We start from the raw sequence: 19,055 nt of genomic DNA, 5'->3' as shown, positions 1-19,055 counted from the left end.
CCATGTCCGCCGACGACCTCGACGCGCGGCTGGACCGGGAACCCGGCACGATCTCGGTGTACGCGGGGCGGCTCGACGCCCCGCCCACCTGGACCCGACACGCCGAGGCCACCCACTACGCGGCGAGCACCATGAAACTCGCGGTGCTCGCCGCGCTGCACCGCACCGCCGAGGCCGGACGGCTCGACCTGGACACCCCGGTGCCGGTCCGCAACCGGTTCACCTCCGCACTCCCGGACGCACCCGCGTACTCCTGCGTCCGGGAGTACGACAACGACCAGGACGTCTGGCACCGGCTCGGGCGGAAGGAGCCACTGCGCTGGCTCGCCGAACGGATGATCGTCCGGTCCAGCAACCTCGCCACCAACCTGGTCCTCGAACACGTCGGCCGCCCCGCCGTCGCCGAGGTCTGGGCGGCGGCCGGCGCCCGGCACAGCGTCACCGCCCGGGGCATCGAGGACCTCGCCGCCCGTGACGCGGGCATCACCAACCTGGTCACCGCCGCCGACCTGGCCGCCCTGCTACGGGCCGTCGCCGTCGGGGCCACCCGCCCCGGACCGATCGCCGCACCCACCGCCTGCACCGCGATGCTCGACGTGCTCTGCGCCCAGCAGGTCCGCCAGGACATCGCCGAGGGCCTGCCCGCCGGCACCCGGCTGGCCCACAAGAACGGCTGGGTACGCGGCGTACGCCACGGCGCCGCAGTGGTCTTCCCCACCGACGCCGACCCGTACCTGCTGGCGGTGTGCACCACCACCCCGCTGACCGCGCAGCAGCCCAGCGGCCCGGCCGACACGCACGCCCGCCGGCTGGTCGCCGACATCTCCGCCCGGCTGTGGCGCGACCGCCACTACCTCACTCCAACAGGTTCGTCCGCAACGCCGCCACCGTCTCGTCGGTGATCCCCAGCCCGTCCCGCAGGTACGCGTCGAACGACCCGTGTACCCGCCGCACCTGCGCGTACCCGGCGTCCAGATACTCCGGGCGGACCTCCAGCACCGGACGCACCGTCGCGTCGTCCAACCCCGGATGCCGCCGCCGCATCGCCTCGATCAGCACCTCGCGCAGGCTCTCGGTCAACTCGTTGTTGGCCAGGTAGTCGGCCCGGATAGCGGCCTCGTCCACACCCAGGGCGTGCAGCAGCACCACGGTCAGCCACCCGGTGCGGTCCTTGCCCGCCGAGCAGTGGTACACCAGCGGCAGGTTCGGCGACTCGGCCGCCAGCCGCACCGCCGCGCCGAAGCCCGCCCGAGCCGACTCTCCGGTCACGAACCAGCGATAGATGTCCGCCATCGCCGCCGGGGTCCCCTGCCGCGCCAGGTCCGCGTACCCGTCCAGGTCGTGCCCGAGCAGCACCGCCGAGACATAGGTGAAGACCGGATGGGCAGGGTCGTGCACCGGCAGGTGCACCACGGTCGGCGCGCCGACCAACCGGTCCGGCGGGGCCACCGACACCTCGGAGCGGTCCCGCAGGTCCACCACGCACGCCGGACCGAGCCCGGCCAGCACCGTCAGGTCCTCGTCGGTCAGCCGACCCAGCGCCGGGGTACGGATCAGCCGCCCCGGCCGTACCCGCCGTCCCCGCGCACCGACCAGACCACCCAGGTCCCGCGCATTGGGTGCGCCCACGAGCCGCCAGTCCCGTTCCAGGCCCACGTTCAGATCCTCCCCATCGCTGTACACCACGCCCACCAGCGTGCCCGATCCGACGATCATCACCACACGCCCGGTGCAGGCAGGAGTGACCGTGCCACCCGGGGTAAAGATGCGGACTGAGGATTGTCGATCGTCGAGAACTTTCCTATCGTCCGGACCCAGGGGTGCAACCGGCCGGGGGTGGGTGTGCGACACGGTGCCGAAGCGGTGGTCCGGGTCGCCGTCGCCACCCTCTGGCGATCTCCCGACGAGGTGCGGGCGGTCGACGCCCCGGCACTCGGCGCACCGGCCGAGGTCGGGGCGTGGATCGCCGGCCTGGACGCCGGTCAGCAGGTCGACTCCTGCGTGCTGAGCCAACTCCTGCTCGGCGAGCGGGTGCTGGTCACCGAGATCCGGCCGGACGGCTGGGCGCACGTGGTGGCGCTCGAACAGCCCTCGGCACGGCTCGATCCGCGCGGCTATCCGGGCTGGTTGTCCGCGGCCCAACTCGCCCCGTCCACCGCCGCCGAGCGTGGCACGCCAGTGGTCGTCGACGCCCGGGTCACCGCACTGCGCACCGGCCCGAGCGGACGCGTCGTGCTCCCCGGCGTCGTCCTCGGCACCCGACTGGCCGCCGCCGGTGCGGCCGTCGACGGCTGGCGCCCGGTGCACGCCCCCGGGTACGCCGACCCGCTGTGGTTGCCGGCGGCACACCTGGCGACCGCGCCGACCGCTCCACCCGACGTCGCGCAGGTGGCCGCCCTGGCGGCACGACTCGTCGACGTCGGCTACCTGTGGGGCGGCCTGTCCGCGTACGGGATCGATTGTTCGGGCCTGGTGCACCTGGCCTGGCGACGGCTCGGAGTGCGACTCCCCCGCGACGCCGCCGACCAGGCCGTCGCGACCCGCCCGGTGGCGCTCGGCGCCGAACGGCCGGGTGACCTGTACACCTTCGCCCGACCCGGCGAGCGGATCCACCACATCGGCATCGTCACCGCCGCTCCCCGGCGACACGACGAGCGGCGGATGCTGCACGCCTGTTTCCGGCACCGCCGCGTGGTGGAGGAACGGCTGCCCGAGGAGCGCACCGCCACTCTCGTCGGCGCGCACCGCATCTGAGCCGGCCGCCAGGGTGACATGGCACTCTCCCGCTACAGCTTCCTAGGAGGCTAGGTGTCGTGGGTGGCCGGGAACATCGGATCGGCCAGGGACCACCCCGCCGCCAGCAGCGCGTCGCAGGCGGCCACCGCCGTGGCCAGCCGCTCGGCGTGCGAGCCGCGCAACGCCACCGTCGGCACCCCGCACCCGGCCAACTCGGTGCGGAACCGCTCGGTCATCCAGGCCCGCAGGTGCTCGCCGTCGCGCAGGCCGTCGTCGTCGAAGGGCACGCCCTCGTGGTCGGTCAGCAGATACTGCGCCGGACTCCGGGCTGCCGCCCGCACCGCCGGTGAGGTCGAGCCCAGATACCGCTCCTCCCAGACCGCCGTGGCCCGGGCGTCCGTGTCGCAGAACAGCAGCGGGCCGCTGACCCGGGCCGCTGCATCCTCGGCCGCCTGCTGACCACGGACCACCTCGACGAAGTCGTTCCGGTCCCAGGTCACGTCGAAGACCGTCGCCGAGGGCTCCCGCCGACGCAGTCGCGCCAGCTTGCGGGCGGTCAACTCGCGGCCGTACTCGGGGACCCACACCGTGCCGTAGTGCGCGGCCAGGGCCTGCGCCATCGTCGTGGTGCCGCTCGACTCGGCGCCCACCACCACGACCCGGCGGACGAACCAGGCCCGCACCGCCGGACTCAACCACCGCCAGTGCGCCACCGGATCGGCCCGGACCGCCGTGCCGGAGACCGGCACCATACGCCGGTCCAGGTCCACGCAGACCGCCACCGCGTCGAAGCGACGGGCCAGTTCCGCGCCGTACTCCTCGGAGGAGAAGACCGCGTCCACCGGCTCTGGCCCGACCGCCTCCCGGAACACCGCGCAGTGCGCGTCCCACACCGCCGGATCGGCGTAGTCGACCGGATGGTCGTCGTAGCGACCCACCACCCGCACCCGGCCGCTGCCCGCGTGCGCCTCCCGCAACCAGGCGACCCGCTCGGCGAGCGGAATCGACTCCCGCCGCGACGGGGCGACCACCACGGTCACCGTCGCGCAACGGGCCGTCGCCGCCTCGATCAACGCGTGATGGCCGGCGTGCGGCGGATAGAACTTCCCGACCACCATGCCGTGCCGGAACCGGGACGCGGCCCCGGACGAGGTGGCCGCCGGGTCGGTCCCGCCGCTCACGCGACCACCGGCGCCGGACCGGGCGGCACCGGCGCGGGCGACTCACGCCGCCGCAGATCCGACCGCCACGCCCGCAGACCCACCACACAGAGACCGAGGAAGATCACGTACAGCACGGCGGTCAGCCAGAGTCCCTTGTACCCGTACAGCGGGATGTAGATCAGGTCGGCGGCGATCCACAGCCACCAGCTCTCCACCAGCTTGCGGGTCTGCCCGTACGTGGCCAGCAACGACAGCGCGGTGGTGAGCGCGTCGGGCAGCGGCACGGTCGAGTCGGTGGCCCGGTCCAGCAGCAGCCAGATCGCACCGGTGAGCAGCACCCCGGCCACGCCGAGCGCCCACCACTCCCGCCGTCCGGTGCGGGTCACGGTGAGCCGGCTGCGCCGCTCGCCGCCGTAGAGCCAGTGCCACCACCCGTAGCAGCCGAGAGCCACGTAGACCAGTTGCAGGCTCGCGTCGGCGTACAGGCCGGCGGTCCAGAACAGCAGCCCGAGCAGCAGCACGTTGGCGATGCCGATCGCCCAGTTGGCGATGTGCTGCCGGGCGATCAGCCAGACGTTCACCACACCGGTGCCGAAGCCCAGCAGTTCCGCCCAGCTGATGCCCGCCCCGGCGACGCTGAACGCCGTGCTGGTGAGCCAGTCGATCACAGGTCCTCCCGGTCCTTCGCGCGCTCACCCTAGAGCGCCGACCGGCGGCGGAACAGACCCCTGCGGCCACCTCGGCCCCGCCGCCGTGCGAGGCTGCTGACATGGTGCTTGAAGTCGCGCTGATCGACGTGATTCCCGGGCAGGAGGACGAGTTCGCCGCCGCGTACCGCACGGCGCACCCGGTCCTTGCCGACACGCCCGGCTGCCGATCGGTCCGGATGACCCGGGGTGTCGAGTCCCCCACCCGGTTCGTGCTGCTGGTCGAGTGGGACTCGGTCGAGGCGCACGAGGTCAACTTCCGGCAGACCGACCGCTTCGCGCAGTGGCGCGGGCTGATCGGCCCGTACTTCGCCGGTCCGCCGCTCGTCGAGCACTTCGTCGACGTACCCGCCTGACGACACCTGCGGCTGCCGGGCTGCCGCCCGGAAAGTGTCGTACCCCTCGTCTATCGTGCCCGCGACGCGCGGTCGCCGGTCCCGACGGGCTCGGGGGCGCGCCGGGCCCGACGGCCGCGCGTCCCCACCCGATCACCCGCGTCCTGCGGACGCGTCCCGTCGGGAGCGGGGCGCGTCAGCGGGCGAGGCGCTCCGCGTCGCGCTCCACGGCCGGGACCTCCTCGACGGATGGCGGCGCGGCGTCCTCGACGGGGTCGGCGGGCCGGGGGATCTCCGGCCGCTCGACCTGCCGGGCCAGCACCGACGCGGTCTCCGTGGCCGGCAGCGCCACCGCGGACAGCCAGTCGACCATCCGTTCGTAGCGCGCGATGTCGGCTTCGGCGACCAACCGCAGGTCGGTGGTGAGCGTCTCCAGCATCACCGTGCGGGGATCCGCCGGATCGGGAAAGACATACCAGGAGAACCCGGCCAGCGGGTGCACACCGTTGTGCGGCGCGGCGTCACCGGGCACCAGCCGGATGGTGACGTGCGGCAGCTCGGTCAACGCCACCAGGTGCGACACCTGCTCCCGCCAGACGTCCACCGGCATGCCGTCGGGGGCGCAGACCCGCTCGTCCAGCAGGGCCGTGTAGTGCGGCGGATCGGCCCGACGCAGCACCTGCTGCCGCAGCCCGCGAGCCCGCACCTCGGCCTCCAGGTCCAGCTCGGGAGCGATCAGCGCTGCGGCGGTCAGCCGCAGCCGGGCGTACGCCGGGGTCTGCAACAACCCGGGCAGCACAGCAGGCTGGTATTCGACGATGCCGGCCGCACCCGCCTCCAGCTCCGCGTACGCGCGTTGCCGCTCCCCCATCTCACCCAGCGCCCGAGACCAGCCACGACCAGCCGCCGCGTCCCGAGCGATGACGATCAACGCCTCGCGCTGCGGTGCCGGCACCTGATAGACGTCGAGCAGGTCGAGCACGTCGGCCAGGTCCGGCCGGCTCTGGCCCAGCTCGATGCGGGACAACTTGGACGTGGACGCCCACCCGAGCTGGCCACAGACCTGCTCCAAGGTGAGCGACTCCCCGCGGCGTAGCTGGCGCAACTCTGCACCGAGCCGTACCCGGCGGATGACAGGACTTGCTGACAACGGCATCCCGGCCTCCCCACCGTCGGAGAGTACGCAGGACAGTCACGCACGGCAATACCTCGCTTGCGCTATGCAACGAACCGATATCACCGCGCGCCACCACACCCGCTCCTGCGGTCACGTCACTCCGGCAGCGTCCATCCCCCGCAACTCCTTCTTGAGGTCGGCGACCTCGTCGCGGATCCGGGCGGCCAACTCGAACTGCAACTCGCGCGCGGCAGCCAGCATCTGGTCGTTGAGCTCCTGGATGAGCTGCGCCAACTCGGCCCGCGCCATGCCCTCGCGAGCCGGGGTGGCCGCACCACCCCGGGACCGGCTGCGGGTCTCCTTGACCGGCGCCTTGCCCCGCGACAACTGACGCACCGCACCGCCGACCCGGGTCGCCTCGGTGTCCTCCGCCTCGCGGTAGATGTCGTCGAGAATGTCGTGGATCTTCTTGCGCAGCGGCTCGGGACTGATCCCGTGCGCCTCGTTGTGCGCGATCTGCTTGGCCCGGCGCCGGTCGGTCTCCTCGATCGCGTCCGCCATCGACGGAGTGATCTTGTCGGCGTACATGTGGACCTGGCCGGAGACGTTCCGGGCCGCCCGACCGATGGTCTGGATCAACGACCGGCCGCTGCGCAGGAAGCCCTCCTTGTCCGCGTCCAGGATCGCCACCAACGACACCTCGGGCAGGTCCAGCCCCTCCCGCAGCAGGTTGATGCCGACCAGCACGTCGTAGTCGCCCCGGCGCAACTCCCGCAGCAACTCGACCCGACGCAACGTGTCCACCTCGGAGTGCAGATAACGCACCCGGATGCCGTTCTCCAGCAGATAGTCCGACAGGTCCTCGGCCATCTTCTTGGTCAACGTGGTGACCAGGACCCGCTCGTCGCGCTCGGTGCGCAGCTTGATCTCGTGCATCAGGTCGTCGATCTGGCCCTTGGTGGGCTTGACCACGACCTCCGGGTCCACCAGACCGGTCGGGCGGATCACCTGCTCGACGTACTCGCCCTGGGCGTGCTCCAGCTCCCACGGCCCCGGGGTGGCCGACAGGAAGACCATCTGGCCGACCCGCTCCAGGAACTCGTCGAAGCGCAACGGACGGTTGTCGGCGGCGCTGGGCAGCCGGAACCCGTGGTCGATCAGCATCCGCTTACGCGAGGCGTCGCCCTCGAACATGCCGCCGATCTGCGGGATCGTCACGTGCGACTCGTCGACCACCGTAAGGAAGTCGTCGGGGAAGTAGTCGAGCAGACAGTGCGGCGGACTGCCGGGCAACCGACCGTCGATGTGCATCGAGTAGTTCTCGATGCCGGAGCAGAAGCCGACCTGCCGCATCATCTCGATGTCGTACGTGGTGCGCATCCGCAGCCGCTGCGCCTCCAGCAGCTTGCCCTGCCGCTCCAGCTCCTCCAGGCGCACACCCAACTCGGTCTCGATGTCGCCGATCGCCCGCTCCATCCGCTCCGGCCCGGCGGCGTAGTGCGTCGCCGGGAAGATCAGCAGATGGTCGACCTCGCGCACCACGTCGCCGGTCAGCGGGTTGAGGTAGTAGAGCTTCTCCACCTCGTCGCCGAAGAGCTCGATGCGGATGGCGAGCTCCTCGTACGCCGGGATGATCTCCAACGTGTCGCCCCGGACCCGGAACGTGCCCCGCTGGAAGGCCATGTCGTTGCGGGTGTACTGGATGTCGACCAGCCGGCGCAGCAACTGGTCCCGGTCGAACTCCTGACCGACGGCGACCCGCACCGCGCGGTCCAGGTATTCCTCCGGGGTGCCCAGGCCGTAGATCGCCGAGACGGTCGCCACCACCACCACGTCGCGCCGGGTGAGCAGCGACATGGTGGCCGAGTGCCGCAGCCGCTCGACCTCCTCGTTGATCGAGGAGTCCTTCTCGATGTACGTGTCGGTCTGCGGGATGTACGCCTCGGGCTGGTAGTAGTCGTAGTACGAGACGAAGTACTCCACCGCGTTGTCCGGCAGCAGCTCGCTGAACTCCTTGGCGAGCTGGGCGCAGAGCGTCTTGTTGGGCGCCAGCACCAACGTGGGCCGTTGCAGCCGCTCGACCAGCCAGGCGGTGGTGGCGCTCTTGCCGGTGCCGGTCGCGCCGAGCAGCACCGTGTGCCGGTCACCACGGCGGACCCGTCGCTCCAGGTCGTCGATCGCCGCCGGCTGGTCACCGGCCGGCTGGAAATCGCTGACGACCTGGAAACGGCCGTCGAGCCGGGGAATGTCGAGCGCCATGACGTCAACCGTACGCCCGGAGACCGACACTCCGCCGCGACTACAGGCGGCACCTGATCGGCTTCGATATTCGCATTGTGTGGTTCTTCTCACCCGGCTACGATTTTTCCGTAGGCCGCTCGCGGCGGCCGACCGGGCCGGTGGCGGGCCCCACAGGCCACGCCGCCCCCGGCACCGAAGGCCGCAGCACCCGGCATGCCCGGCGTGCGCGCCCGACGTGGTCGCGCCGAACGCGCAGACCGGCCGCCGCGAGCGCCGCCACCTCGTCACCCCAGCCCGGTCCGTCCCGTTCAACCTCCCGTGAAGGACACCTCACGACCGGCCTCCGACGACACCGGCCCCGGCGACCCGCCCGACGCGCACACCCCGCCTCCGACGCGCACCACGGCCGACGCGCACACCCCGCCTGACGCGCGCACCACGGCCGACGCGCGCACCACGGCCGACCCTCCGACGGACGGCCCCGCCGGACGGGACAGCCGTCGCCACCGCGCCGGTGCCCGTCGGCACCGCGCCGGCATCACCCCACCGGCGATCCTCGGCCTGTCCGGGCCCGATCCGGCCACCGGAGCACCCCGACCGCGCCCCGGCGTCCGCCGGGCGGCCGTGGTGCACGGCATGCTCGACCCGGCGGCCGGCAATCCGGCCGAGGACGACGACCTCGCCGGCACCGGCCAGGAGGTCGAGCAGTTCCGGCAGGCCGCCGCCCGACGTCGCCGCGTCGTCCTGGCCGCACTCGCCCTGACCGCCGCGGCCTCCGCCGTCACCCTGGTCGCGACGCTGGTGAACTGGACGCCCGCCGCACCGCCCGCCCGCGAGCTGACGGCGGCCGAGCGGGACCGGTTGGCCGCCATGCGGGTCGTCAACTACCGGGACGTCCGCGCCGGGCTGCACCTCACGGTCAGCGGCACCGCCGGCCGCACCGACCTGCTCGGCTGGGTCGACTGGGCCCGCCGACTGGTCTACCTCGACGTCAGCGGTCCCGGCGCCGGCCCGCTGCGCGGACTGGCCCAGGCCACCCCCACGGTGACCGTGGTCCGCCCCGACCCGGAGGCGATGTCGACCCCCGCCATGCCACCGCTGATGCCCCCGGGCGGCGGCTGGCGACTGCCCGCCGACCCGAGCCTCGGCCCCCTGCTCGACCTGCTCTTCGACCTCGCCCGCGACCGGCCCGAACCCGCCGACCAACTGTCCGGCCGCTGGCTGCGAGACGAGCAGGTCAACGGCGAGACGGTCGACGTGCTGGAGGCGACCCTGCCGCGCCCCGCCCCCTCCCCGACCGGGTCGCCCACCGCCGCGCCCCGCACCGTCCCCGGCGACACCGCCCGGTACTGGCTGGACGCGGCCGGACGGCTGCACCGGCTCGAGACCGCACTGCCCGGCGTCGGCACGGTGCACCTCCAGGTGCACCGCGCCGACCGGCCCACGCTGCGCCCGGTCGACGCGTTGGGCGGCCGACCCGGCCTGCCCCGTGCCCTCACCACAGCCGAACGGGACCGCTGGCGACGGCTGCCCGCCCGACTGCGCGCCGCCGGTGGCGCCACCGTCACCCTGGTCGGCCCGGTCGGCACCGGCCTCGACCTGCGTGGCTCCGGCTGGTTGAGTTGGACGGCGGGCACCGCGTACCTGGGCGTCACCGAACTCGACACCACGGACCGCCGTGTCCTGGTCCGGCACGACCGACATGCGGTGACGCGGATCGAGACCCGGCCCGCCACGAATCCGGCGGCACGGCCACCGCTGCCACCCCCGGCCACCGGCTGGCGGACCGGCCCGCACCGCACCTCGGCGCTGGATCCGCTGGTGTCCGCCGCGCTGCGGGCCGCCCGGGGCGCCGGTCCGCAGGGCGATACCCGCCGGGTCCGCGGCGACAGCCACGACGGCGTCCCGGTGGACGTCGTCGAGGTCGAGACCGCCCGGGGGCCGACCCGCTACTGGGTCGACCGCACCGGGCTGCTGCGCCGACTGGAGGCCCGGACCCCGGCCGGGGCCTGGGCACAACTCGACCTGACCGTCGGGCGGGTGCCCCGGCTGACCCCGCCGACCTGAGAGCGTCCGGTCAGGGACGCCACCCGGTCTGGGCGGCCCACTTCTCGGCGCGCAGGTGCTCCTCGTCGAACCACGGGTCCTTCGCCGTGGCGTACGCGCCGCTCTCCGGCGCGGAGGCGGCCAGCTCCCGCTTGAGTCCCAGGTACGCGGCCCGCCGGTCCGGATCGGCGCGCAGGTGGTCGCGCATCAGCAGGGCGTACCGCCAGCCGGGCGAGCCGGTCTCCCGGATGTGCAGGTGCACCGGGCGGCCCGGATCGGCGCTGCCGTGCAGCCGCTTCTCCCACCGGCCGCCGCCGGTGCGCGCGGTGTCCCACCACTCGCCGGGCAACCGGGGGAACCCGGCGTCGGCGAGCCGGTCGGCCATCGGCCCGTCCGCGTCGACCAACGACGACACGCTGAGCTGGATGTCGATGACGTCCTTGGCGGCCAGTCCGGTGACCGCGGTCGACCCGATGTGGTCGACGCGCAGGTCGGCGGGGGCGACCGCGTGCCGGATCCGGGCGGCAAGCCGGGCGTACTGCTGCGGCCAGGTCGGATCGGGTTCGGTCAGGCGTACCCGATCCAGCCGGACCGGCCGTCGCTGTCGCAGGTTGACCTCGTAGGGCACCAGCCGGTCCCGCCAGAGCGCGTCGACCGCCGCGTGCAACTCGTCGAGGGTGCCGTCGTTGGTGAGCAGCACGTCCGCCGCCGCCGCGCGCCGGGCGTCGTCGGCCTGCGCGGCGATCCGCCGCTCCACCTCGTCGCGGCTCATCCCCCGGTCGCGGGCCAACCGACGCAGCCGGGTCTCCACCTCCGTGCGCACCACGACCACCAGGTGGTACGTGGCGGCCAGCCCCACCTCCACCAGCAGCGGCACGTCGTTGACCACCACGGCGTCCGGTGGCGCCGAGGCGACCAGTTCCGCCGTACGGGCCCGCACCCGGCCGTGCACGATGGCCTCCAGCCGGCGGCGGGCCGACTCGTCGGCGAAGACCAGTTCGCCGAGGGCGGCCCGGTCCAGGGCGCCGTCGGCGGCGAGTACCCGTTCGGAGAAGGTCGCGACGACCTCGGCCAACCCGTCGGTGCCGGGGGCGACGACCTCCCGCGCGATCCGGTCGGCGTCGACGAGTACCGCCCCGCGCTCGACCAGCCGGCGCGCCACCGCGCTCTTGCCCGAGCCGATCCCGCCGGTGAGTCCGATCTTCAACACGGCACCAGTCAACCTGACCAGGGCGGTTGCGCCAAGCCCGGGTGGCGGGGGTCGCGCGTGCGGGCCGGTCGACGGCGAGGGCCCCGCCTCGACCCGGTTGATCCGGGTCGGGGCGGGGCCCGTCGTCGTCAGCAGCGGGTCACTTACCGCCGGCGAGCTTCTCCCGCAGAGCGGCGAGCGCCTCGTCGGTGGCCAGGGTGCCCGCGGGCTCCTCGGCCTGACGGCTCGGGGCCGCGCTGGTCGAGGTGGTGGTGCCGGTCGGGGCGGGCTGCGGGTTGGCAGCGGCCTCGGCCTCGGCGGCCCGAGAGGTCTGCACCTGCTTCTGGTGCGCCTCCCAGCGCTGCCGCGCCTCGGCGTACTGGTTCTCCCAGGTCTCGCGCTGCTTGTCGTACCCCTCGAGCCACTCGCCCGTCTCCGGGTCGAAGCCCTCCGGGTAGATGTAGTTGCCCTCGTTGTCGTACGTCGCGGCCATGCCGTAGAGGGTCGGGTCGAAGTGCTCCTCGCCCTCGACGAAGCCCTCGTTGGCCTGCTTGAGCGACAGCGAGATCCGGCGGCGCTCCAGGTCGATGTCGATGACCTTGACCATGACCTCGGAGCCGACCTGCACGACCTGCTCGGGGATCTCCACGTGGCGCTCGGCCAGCTCGGAGATGTGCACCAGGCCCTCGATGCCGTCGTCGACGCGGACGAACGCGCCGAACGGCACCAGCTTGGTGACCTTACCCGGCACGATCTGCTGGATCGCGTGGGTGCGGGCGAACTGCCGCCACGGGTCCTCCTGGGTCGCCTTCAGCGACAGCGAGACCCGCTCGCGGTCCAGGTCGACGTCCAGGACCTCGACCTCGACCTCCTGGCCCACCTCGACCACCTCGGAGGGGTGGTCGATGTGCTTCCAGGACAGCTCGGAGACGTGCACCAGACCGTCCACGCCGCCGAGGTCGACGAACGCGCCGAAGTTGACGATCGAGGAGACGACGCCCTTGCGGACCTGCCCCTTCTGGAGCTTGTTGAGGAACTCGGTGCGCACCTCGGACTGCGTCTGCTCCAGCCAGGCACGGCGGGACAGGACCACGTTGTTGCGGTTCTTGTCCAGCTCGATGATCTTGGCTTCGAGCTCGCGGCCGACGTACGGCTGCAGGTCGCGCACACGCCGCATCTCGACCAGGGAGGCGGGCAGGAAGCCGCGCAGCCCGATGTCGAGGATGAGGCCACCCTTGACCACCTCGATGACCGAACCGCGGACGACACCGTCCTCGTCCTTGATCTTCTCGATCGTGCCCCAGGCCCGCTCGTACTGCGCCCGCTTCTTGGAGAGGATCAGCCGACCCTCCTTGTCCTCCTTCTGGAGGACGAGGGCCTCGATGTGGTCACCGACCGAGACGACCTCTGCCGGGTCCACGTCGTGCTTGATCGACAACTCACGAGAGGGGATGACACCCTCGGTCTTGTAGCCGATGTCGAGCAGGACCTCGTCCCGATCGACCTTGACGACGGTGCCTTCGACAATGTCGCCGTCGTTGAAGTACTTGATGGTCTCGTCGATCGCGGCGAGGAAAGCCTCCTCAGAGCCGAGATCGTCGACGGTGACCTTGGTGGCGCTCGAGGGGGCCTCGATGCTGCTCGTCATGTGGGCGGTTGCTCCGGTCGGATGGTGTGTCACAGCAGGCTGGTGTCGCGGTGACCTGTGCGCGCCAACGGATCCGCCGGCGGACCCACCACCCGGAAATCGCTGAACGAGATCTTGATGTGACTCCGTCGACCGCGCACCTGCTCCCTGCCGAGGCACACGATCCGCGAGCGCATCGTCTACCCTACCCGCTGCATTACCACAGCGTGCAAGCCCTCCCGTCTCCTCATCACCTCACCACCCGCGAAAGCGGAGATTTCGGCCAGCCGGTGCCACGACACCCCGGCCCACCGTCATACCACCCCCTCCGGACGCCTAGCGTGAGCGGGTGAACGACGACAACCGGGTGACCCGGCGCCGGGTCGGCGACGCCGAGATCCGCCACGCCAACCGCCGCTGGTGGGACACCGACGCCGACGCCTACCAGGCCGAACACGGGGCCTTCCTGGGCGACGTGGACTTCGTCTGGTGCCCGGAGGGGCTGCGCGAGGCCGACGCCCGGCTGCTCGGCGAGCTGGCCGGACGCCGGGTGCTGGAGGTCGGCGCCGGCGCGGCGTCCTGCGCCCGCTGGCTGGCCACCGAAGGCGCCCACCCGGTCGCGGTGGACCTGTCCGCCGGCATGTTGCGCCACGCCGCCCGCGCCGCCGACCGCAGCGGCGTACGCGTACCGCTGGCCCAGGCCGACGCGCTGGCGCTGCCCTTCGCCGACGCCAGCTTCGACATCGCCTGCACGGCGTTCGGCGCGGTGCCGTTCGTCGACGACTCGGCGGCCCTGATGCGCGAGGTGCACCGGATCCTGCGCCCCGGCGGTCGCTGGGTCTTCTCGGTCACCCACCCGATGCGCTGGATCTTCCTCGACGACCCCGGCGAAGGCGGACTGACCGCCGTGCACTCCTACTTCGACCGGCAGCCGTACGTGGAGCAGGACGAGGGCGGCGTGGCCACCTACGTCGAGCAGCACCGCACCCTCGGCGACCGGATCCGCGAACTGGTCGGTGCCGGATTCCGCCTGGTGGACCTGGTGGAGCCGGAGTGGCCGGCGGGACACGAGGGGATCTGGGGGCAGTGGAGCCCACTGCGCGGCCGGCTCTTCCCCGGCACCGCGATCTTCGTCACCGAGCGACCCGACCGAGCTGTCGGCGCGCGCCCGTAGCCGCCGTTTCCGTCCCACTCCCCCGGGTAACCCGCGACATGGCCGAGAAGGAGTTCCGCCGAGGCGACCACGTCTCCTGGGCCAGCCACAGCGGCCGGGCGCACGGCGTGGTGCAGGAGAAACTGACCGAACGCACCCGGGTACGCGGACACGCCGTCAACGCGTCCCCGCAGGCCCCGCAGTACCGCATCCGCAACGACGACTCGGGCCGGGACGTCGCCCACCATCCGGAGGTGCTGCGCCGTGAGCGGGACTGACGACCAGCAGACCTACCGGGAGTTCACCGAGGCGGTGAACATGAAGCCCGGCGAACTGCAGCAGTGGCTGGAGACGCCGGAGTCCAAGCACGTCGGCTGGCAGAAGAAGGGGACCGAGGGCGGCGAGTCGGTCGGGCACGAATCCGGCCGCCGGATCGTCGACCTGCTCCGCCGCAAGCGGGACCAGCTCAGCGCGGCCGACTACAAGCACATGCGCAAGGTCGTCGGCTACGTCCGGCGGCACATGGCCCAACGACCCAGCGGCGACGTCCGCGAGACACGCTGGCGGTACTCGCTGATGAACTGGGGTCACGACCCGGTCAAGGCCCCGCTGCCGCCGCCCGGCGGCCCGTCCCGGAAGGCACTGGAACGGCACGGCGCCCCACCGAAGAACCGGCGCGGCCCGGCCCGCTGACCCCGGCAAGCGACACGCGGCCCGCGCTGACCTCGGCGACCCGACCCGGCCCGGCCGAGGTGCGGCTTGACCCTGCCACTGACGGCAGGGTCGGACGATCGGCGGCATGAACGATCACATGCCACGCCGGGTCGTCGTCGTGACGGGTGCCGGCACCGGAATCGGCCGGGCCGCCGCCCGGGCGTTCAGCTCCGCCGGGGCCCATGTCATCGCGGTGGGCCGCCGCGCCGCGCCGCTGATGGAGACCGCCGCCGGCCACCCGCTGATCGCCCCGCTGACCGTCGACGTCACCGCCGCCGACGCGCCCGACCGGGTGGTCCGCGCCGCCGTCGACCGCCACGGACGACTGGACGTACTGGTCAACAACGCCGGCATCGCCGGCAGCGGTGACCTGGCCGACCTGGACGAGACCGCAGCCCGCCGGCAACTGGAGACCAACCTGCTCGCCCCGGTCCGGCTGGCGCACGCCGCCGTTGCGGCGCTGACCGCCACCCGGGGCGTGATCGTCAACGTCACCACGGCGGTCGGACAGCGCGCCTGGCCCGGCTCCGCGCTCTACGCCGCCGGCAAGACCGCCCTCGACTCGCTGACCCGAAGCTGGGCGGTGGAACTGGCGCCGCACGGCATTCGCGTGGTGGCGGTCGCCCCCGGCGCGATCGACACCCCGATCGGTACGCACCAGGGCCTCGACCCGCAGCAACGCGCGGCGGTACGCGCCTGGCAGCTCGCGCACACCCCGCTGGGCAGGATCGGCCACCCCGAGGAGGTAGCGTGGGCGATCCTGCGGCTCTGCGAACCGGCAGCCGCCTTCGTCACCGGAGTGGTGCTGCCGATCGACGGCGGAGCGGTCGTCGCATGAGAGGACGGTGCCCGGATTGCGGATCGGGGAACTGGCCCGGGGCACCGGCAGCACGCCCCGGGCGCTGCGCCACTACGAGGAACACGGCCTGATCGACTCGCACCGGACCGCCAACGGCTACCGCGAGTACGACGATCGGGCCGTCGTCCGGGTCCGCAACATCCGGCACCTGCTGGCCGCCGGGCTGACGCTGACCGACGTCCGGGCGTTCCTGCCCTGCCTCGACGGGGACGTGGCCGCCGCGGCGCCCTCCCCCGTCGGGCTGCGGATCGCCCGGGACCGTCTGGCCGTGCTGGACGCCCGCATCGCCGCCCAGGTGGCGCTCCGCGACCGGCTCGCCGCCGCACTGCGCGACGCCACCCCGGCCACCGGCCTCGACACCGCCACGCCGGCCGCGTCCCCGGACACCGCGCTCACCGTCTGACCGCTGACCGCCGCACGGGTCAGTGGTCGGCGCTGTTCCAGTCCCGGCCCTCGCCGACCGACACCTCCAGCGGCACGGAGAGCGGATAGGCCGCACCCATCTCGCGGCGTACCAGCTCCTCCAGCGCCGTCCGTTCGCCCGGCGCCACCTCGAAGACCAGTTCGTCGTGCACCTGCAACAGCATCCGGGACCCCAGGCCCGCCTCCCGCAACGCGGTGTCGACGTGCAGCATGGCGACCTTGATGATGTCCGCCGCCGAGCCCTGGATCGGGGCGTTGAGGGCCATCCGCTCGGCCATCTCACGCCGCTGCCGGTTGTCGCTGACCAGGTCGGGCAGGTATCGACGGCGACCGAGGATGGTGGAGGTGTAGCCGTCCTGGCGGGCCCGCGCCACCACCTCGTGCAGGTAGTCGCGGACCCCGCCGAACCCGGCGAAGTAGTCCTCCATCAGCCCCCGCGCCTCCTCGGCGGTGATGCCGAGCTGCTGGGACAGACCGAACGCGCTCAACCCGTACGCCAGGCCGTAGTTCATCGCCTTGATCTTGCGGCGCTGGTCCGGCGTGACCTCGGTGACCGGCACCCCGAAGACCGACGAGGCGGTGGCGGCGTGGAAGTCGGCACCGGAGTTGAACGCCTCGATCAACGCGTCGTCCGTCGACAGGTGCGCCATGATCCGCATCTCGATCTGGCTGTAGTCGGCGGTGAGCAGGCATTCGTATCCCTCGCCCACCACGAACGCGCGACGGATCCGGCGCCCCTCCTCGGTGCGGATCGGGATGTTCTGCAGGTTCGGCTCGGTGGAGGAGAGTCGGCCGGTGGCGGCCACCGTCTGGTTGAACGTGGTGTGGATGCGCCCGTCGTCGGAGACCGACTTGAGCAGACCGTCCACGGTCGACTTGAGCTTGGCCACGTCACGGTGCCGCAGCAGGTGGTGCAGCAGCGGGTGCTCGGTCTGCGCGTAGAGCCACTGCAGGGCGTCCGCGTCGGTGGTGTAACCGGTCTTGATCTTCTTGGTCTTGGGCAGGTTCAGCTCACCGAAGAGGATCTCCTGGAGCTGCTTGGGCGAACCCAGGTTGAACTCCCGGTCGACCACCGCGTACGCGCCCTGGGCGGCGGCCTTCACCTCGGCGGCGAAGTGCGCCTCCAACTCCGAGAGGTAGTCGGTGTCGGCCGCGATGCCGATGCGCTCCATGGCGGCCAGCACCCGCATCAGCGGCAGCTCCACCCCGGCCATCAGCCGCGCCGACTGCTCCCCGTCGCGGGACAGCTCGGCGTCGATCGCCTCGGCCAGGTCGAGGGTGGCCCGGGCGTGCAGCATCAGGTTCTGCTCGGCCTCACCGTCACCGCCCAACCCGTCCAGCGTGAGCTGGCCGTCGTCCGGCGTGTCGACCCGCAGCTCACGGTGCAGGTAGCGCAGCGCCAGGTCGGTCAGGTCGTACGAGCGCTGGTCCGGGCGGGCCAGGTAGGCCGCGATCTGGGTGTCCCGGGCGATGCCGGCCAGGGACCAACCGTGCGCGCCGAAGGCCAGCACGGCCGGTTTGCTGTCGTGCAGCACCTTGGGCCGGCTCTCGTCGGCCAGCCACCCCGCCAGGGCGGTCTCGTCGTCCTGCGCCAGCGCGGCGGGGTCGAACCAGGCGGCCGCGCCGTCGGCGGTGGCCAGCGCCATGCCGGTGACCACGGCGGTGTGTCGGCGGTTGGGGCCGGTGTCCAGCTTCACCGCGACGCCGACCGGCGTGCCGGCCGTCGCGTGCGTCTCCAGCCACCCGGCCAGTGCACCGGGCGCGGCGAGCACCTCACCGGTCAGGTCGAAGCCGGCCTCCGCCTCCGGCTCCACGGCGTCGAGGTACTGGTAGAGCCGGTCCCGCAGGATGCGGAACTGGAGGGTGTCGAAGACCTGGTGCACCGCCTCGCGGTCCCACCCCTGCCAGCGAGCGTCCTCCGGCCGCACCGGCAGGTCGAGGTCGGTGACCAGGCAGTTGATCTCGTAGTTGCGGATCACGTCGGCCAGCCGCTCGCGCAGGCTGTCACCGGCCTTGCCCTTGATCTCGTCGGCGCGGGCGATCACACCCTCCACCCCGCCGTACGTGTTGATCCACTTGGCCGCGGTCTTCGGGCCGACGCCCGGGACACCGGGCAGGTTGTCGCTGGTCTCGCCGACCAGCGCGGCCAGGTCGCGGTAACGCTGCGGGCCGACGCCGTACTTCGTCTCGATCGCGGCCGGGTCCATCCGGGCCAGGTCGGAGACGCCCTTGCGTGGATAGAGCACGGTGACGTGGTCGCCGACGAGCTGGAAGGCGTCCCGGTCACCGGTGCAGATCAGCACCGGCATGCCCTGGTCACGGGCTTGGCAGGCGAGCGTGGCGATGACGTCGTCGGCCTCGTAGCCCTCCTTCTCCACCACCGGCACCCGCAACGCCTCCAGGACCTCCTTGACCAGGCTGACCTGGCCCTTGAAGTCGGTCGGCGTCTCGCTGCGGCCGGCCTTGTACTCCGCGTACTTCTCGGTGCGGAAGGAGCGGCGGGACACGTCGAAGGCGACCACGATGTGCGTCGGCTGCTCGTCGCGCAGCACGTTGATCAGCATGGAGGTGAAGCCGTAGACGGCGTTGGTCGGCTGCCCGGTCGTGGTGGAGAAGTTCTCCACCGGCAGGGCGAAGAACGCCCGGTATGCCAGGGAGTGTCCGTCGACGAGGAGCAGGCGCGGCGTCGTAGCTGTCACGGCAGCGACTCTAGCCCGTGCCCCCGACACCCCCCGCGCGGCGGCA

17 protein-coding genes are annotated in these 19,055 nt (G+C 72.5%); 9 read left to right on the top strand and 8 right to left on the bottom strand.

The features are described from left to right. Window positions 1-2 precede the first annotated feature (2 nt). Entirely contained in the window at window positions 3-902 is a 900-nt protein-coding gene (locus ABT008_RS14155) for a serine hydrolase (RefSeq protein WP_350696507.1), read from the top strand. On the opposite strand, the gene ABT008_RS14150 is transcribed toward ABT008_RS14155, so the two are convergent. After that, a complete protein-coding gene (locus ABT008_RS14150; protein WP_350696505.1) occupies window positions 856-1,716 on the bottom strand; it encodes a tyrosine-protein phosphatase in 861 nt (286 codons plus the stop codon). The genes ABT008_RS14155 and ABT008_RS14150 overlap by 47 nt on opposite strands. Before the next feature lie 147 nt (window positions 1,717-1,863). Here ABT008_RS14150 and ABT008_RS14145 point away from each other — a divergent pair, with 147 nt between their 5' ends. Continuing rightward, on the top strand, window positions 1,864-2,754 hold the full coding sequence (locus ABT008_RS14145) for a C40 family peptidase (protein WP_350696504.1): 891 nt from the start codon (window positions 1,864-1,866) through the stop codon (window positions 2,752-2,754). Window positions 2,755-2,804: 50 nt separating this feature from the next. Here the strand turns inward: ABT008_RS14145 and ABT008_RS14140 are convergent, their stop codons facing one another. After that, the gene (locus ABT008_RS14140) at window positions 2,805-3,917 is read right to left on the bottom strand and encodes an AAA family ATPase (RefSeq protein WP_350696502.1); all 1,113 of its coding nucleotides are present in this window, start codon (window positions 3,915-3,917) and stop codon (window positions 2,805-2,807) included. Beyond that, window positions 3,914-4,567, bottom strand: coding sequence for a nicotinamide riboside transporter PnuC (gene pnuC / locus ABT008_RS14135; protein WP_350696500.1), 654 nt, complete (start codon window positions 4,565-4,567; stop codon window positions 3,914-3,916). Before pnuC ends, ABT008_RS14140 begins: the two co-directional genes overlap by 4 nt. Before the next feature lie 101 nt (window positions 4,568-4,668). Between pnuC and ABT008_RS14130 the strand changes: the two genes are divergently transcribed. After that, a complete protein-coding gene (locus tag ABT008_RS14130) occupies window positions 4,669-4,962 on the top strand; it encodes an antibiotic biosynthesis monooxygenase family protein (RefSeq protein WP_350696498.1) in 294 nt (97 codons plus the stop codon). Between the two features lie 175 nt (window positions 4,963-5,137). Here the strand turns inward: ABT008_RS14130 and ABT008_RS14125 are convergent, their stop codons facing one another. Both ABT008_RS14125 and uvrB read right to left on the bottom strand, forming a co-directional pair. Then, window positions 5,138-6,097 (bottom strand): helix-turn-helix domain-containing protein, encoded by a 960-nt coding sequence (locus tag ABT008_RS14125; protein ID WP_350696497.1) that lies wholly within the window; start codon window positions 6,095-6,097, stop codon window positions 5,138-5,140. Window positions 6,098-6,208: 111 nt separating this feature from the next. Then, window positions 6,209-8,317 carry an excinuclease ABC subunit UvrB gene (gene uvrB, locus ABT008_RS14120; protein ID WP_350696495.1) on the bottom strand — a complete coding sequence of 703 codons (2,109 nt, stop codon included), beginning with the start codon at window positions 8,315-8,317 and terminating at the stop codon, window positions 6,209-6,211. Between the two features lie 300 nt (window positions 8,318-8,617). On the opposite strand from uvrB, the gene ABT008_RS14115 reads away from it, so the two are divergent. Further along, entirely contained in the window at window positions 8,618-10,366 is a 1,749-nt protein-coding gene (locus ABT008_RS14115; RefSeq protein ID WP_350696493.1) for a hypothetical protein, read from the top strand. Window positions 10,367-10,376: 10 nt separating this feature from the next. On the opposite strand, the gene coaE is transcribed toward ABT008_RS14115, so the two are convergent. Further along, window positions 10,377-11,555: a dephospho-CoA kinase gene (gene coaE, locus ABT008_RS14110; RefSeq protein WP_350696491.1), complete on the bottom strand. Its 1,179-nt coding sequence runs from the start codon at window positions 11,553-11,555 to the stop codon at window positions 10,377-10,379. A gap of 139 nt (window positions 11,556-11,694) precedes the next feature. Beyond that, the gene (rpsA, locus tag ABT008_RS14105) at window positions 11,695-13,182 is read right to left on the bottom strand and encodes a 30S ribosomal protein S1 (RefSeq protein ID WP_117227135.1); all 1,488 of its coding nucleotides are present in this window, start codon (window positions 13,180-13,182) and stop codon (window positions 11,695-11,697) included. Window positions 13,183-13,510: 328 nt separating this feature from the next. Between rpsA and ABT008_RS14100 the strand changes: the two genes are divergently transcribed. From ABT008_RS14100 to ABT008_RS14080, 5 genes are all read left to right on the top strand, one after another. After that, window positions 13,511-14,335, top strand: coding sequence for a class I SAM-dependent methyltransferase (locus ABT008_RS14100; protein WP_350696489.1), 825 nt, complete (start codon window positions 13,511-13,513; stop codon window positions 14,333-14,335). A 38-nt stretch (window positions 14,336-14,373) separates the two neighbouring features. Further along, window positions 14,374-14,592, top strand: coding sequence for a hypervirulence associated TUDOR domain-containing protein (locus ABT008_RS14095; protein ID WP_350696488.1), 219 nt, complete (start codon window positions 14,374-14,376; stop codon window positions 14,590-14,592). Beyond that, window positions 14,579-15,007 carry a DUF3140 domain-containing protein gene (locus ABT008_RS14090; RefSeq protein ID WP_350696487.1) on the top strand — a complete coding sequence of 143 codons (429 nt, stop codon included), beginning with the start codon at window positions 14,579-14,581 and terminating at the stop codon, window positions 15,005-15,007. The genes ABT008_RS14095 and ABT008_RS14090 overlap by 14 nt, the downstream gene beginning before the upstream one ends. Window positions 15,008-15,113: 106 nt before the next feature. Beyond that, window positions 15,114-15,866, top strand: coding sequence for an SDR family NAD(P)-dependent oxidoreductase (locus ABT008_RS14085; RefSeq protein WP_350696485.1), 753 nt, complete (start codon window positions 15,114-15,116; stop codon window positions 15,864-15,866). A gap of 7 nt (window positions 15,867-15,873) precedes the next feature. Then, a complete protein-coding gene (locus ABT008_RS14080; RefSeq protein WP_350696483.1) occupies window positions 15,874-16,290 on the top strand; it encodes a MerR family transcriptional regulator in 417 nt (138 codons plus the stop codon). A gap of 19 nt (window positions 16,291-16,309) precedes the next feature. On the opposite strand, the gene polA is transcribed toward ABT008_RS14080, so the two are convergent. Further along, window positions 16,310-19,009, bottom strand: a complete 2,700-nt coding sequence (gene polA / locus ABT008_RS14075; protein WP_350696482.1) for a DNA polymerase I — start codon at window positions 19,007-19,009, stop codon at window positions 16,310-16,312. Window positions 19,010-19,055: the final 46 nt, after the last annotated feature.

Source organism: Micromonospora sp. NPDC002389, assembly GCF_040296095.1.
In the GTDB taxonomy this organism is placed as follows: Bacteria; Actinomycetota; Actinomycetes; order Mycobacteriales; family Micromonosporaceae; genus Micromonospora.
This window is presented reverse-complemented; position numbering and strand designations above follow the sequence as displayed.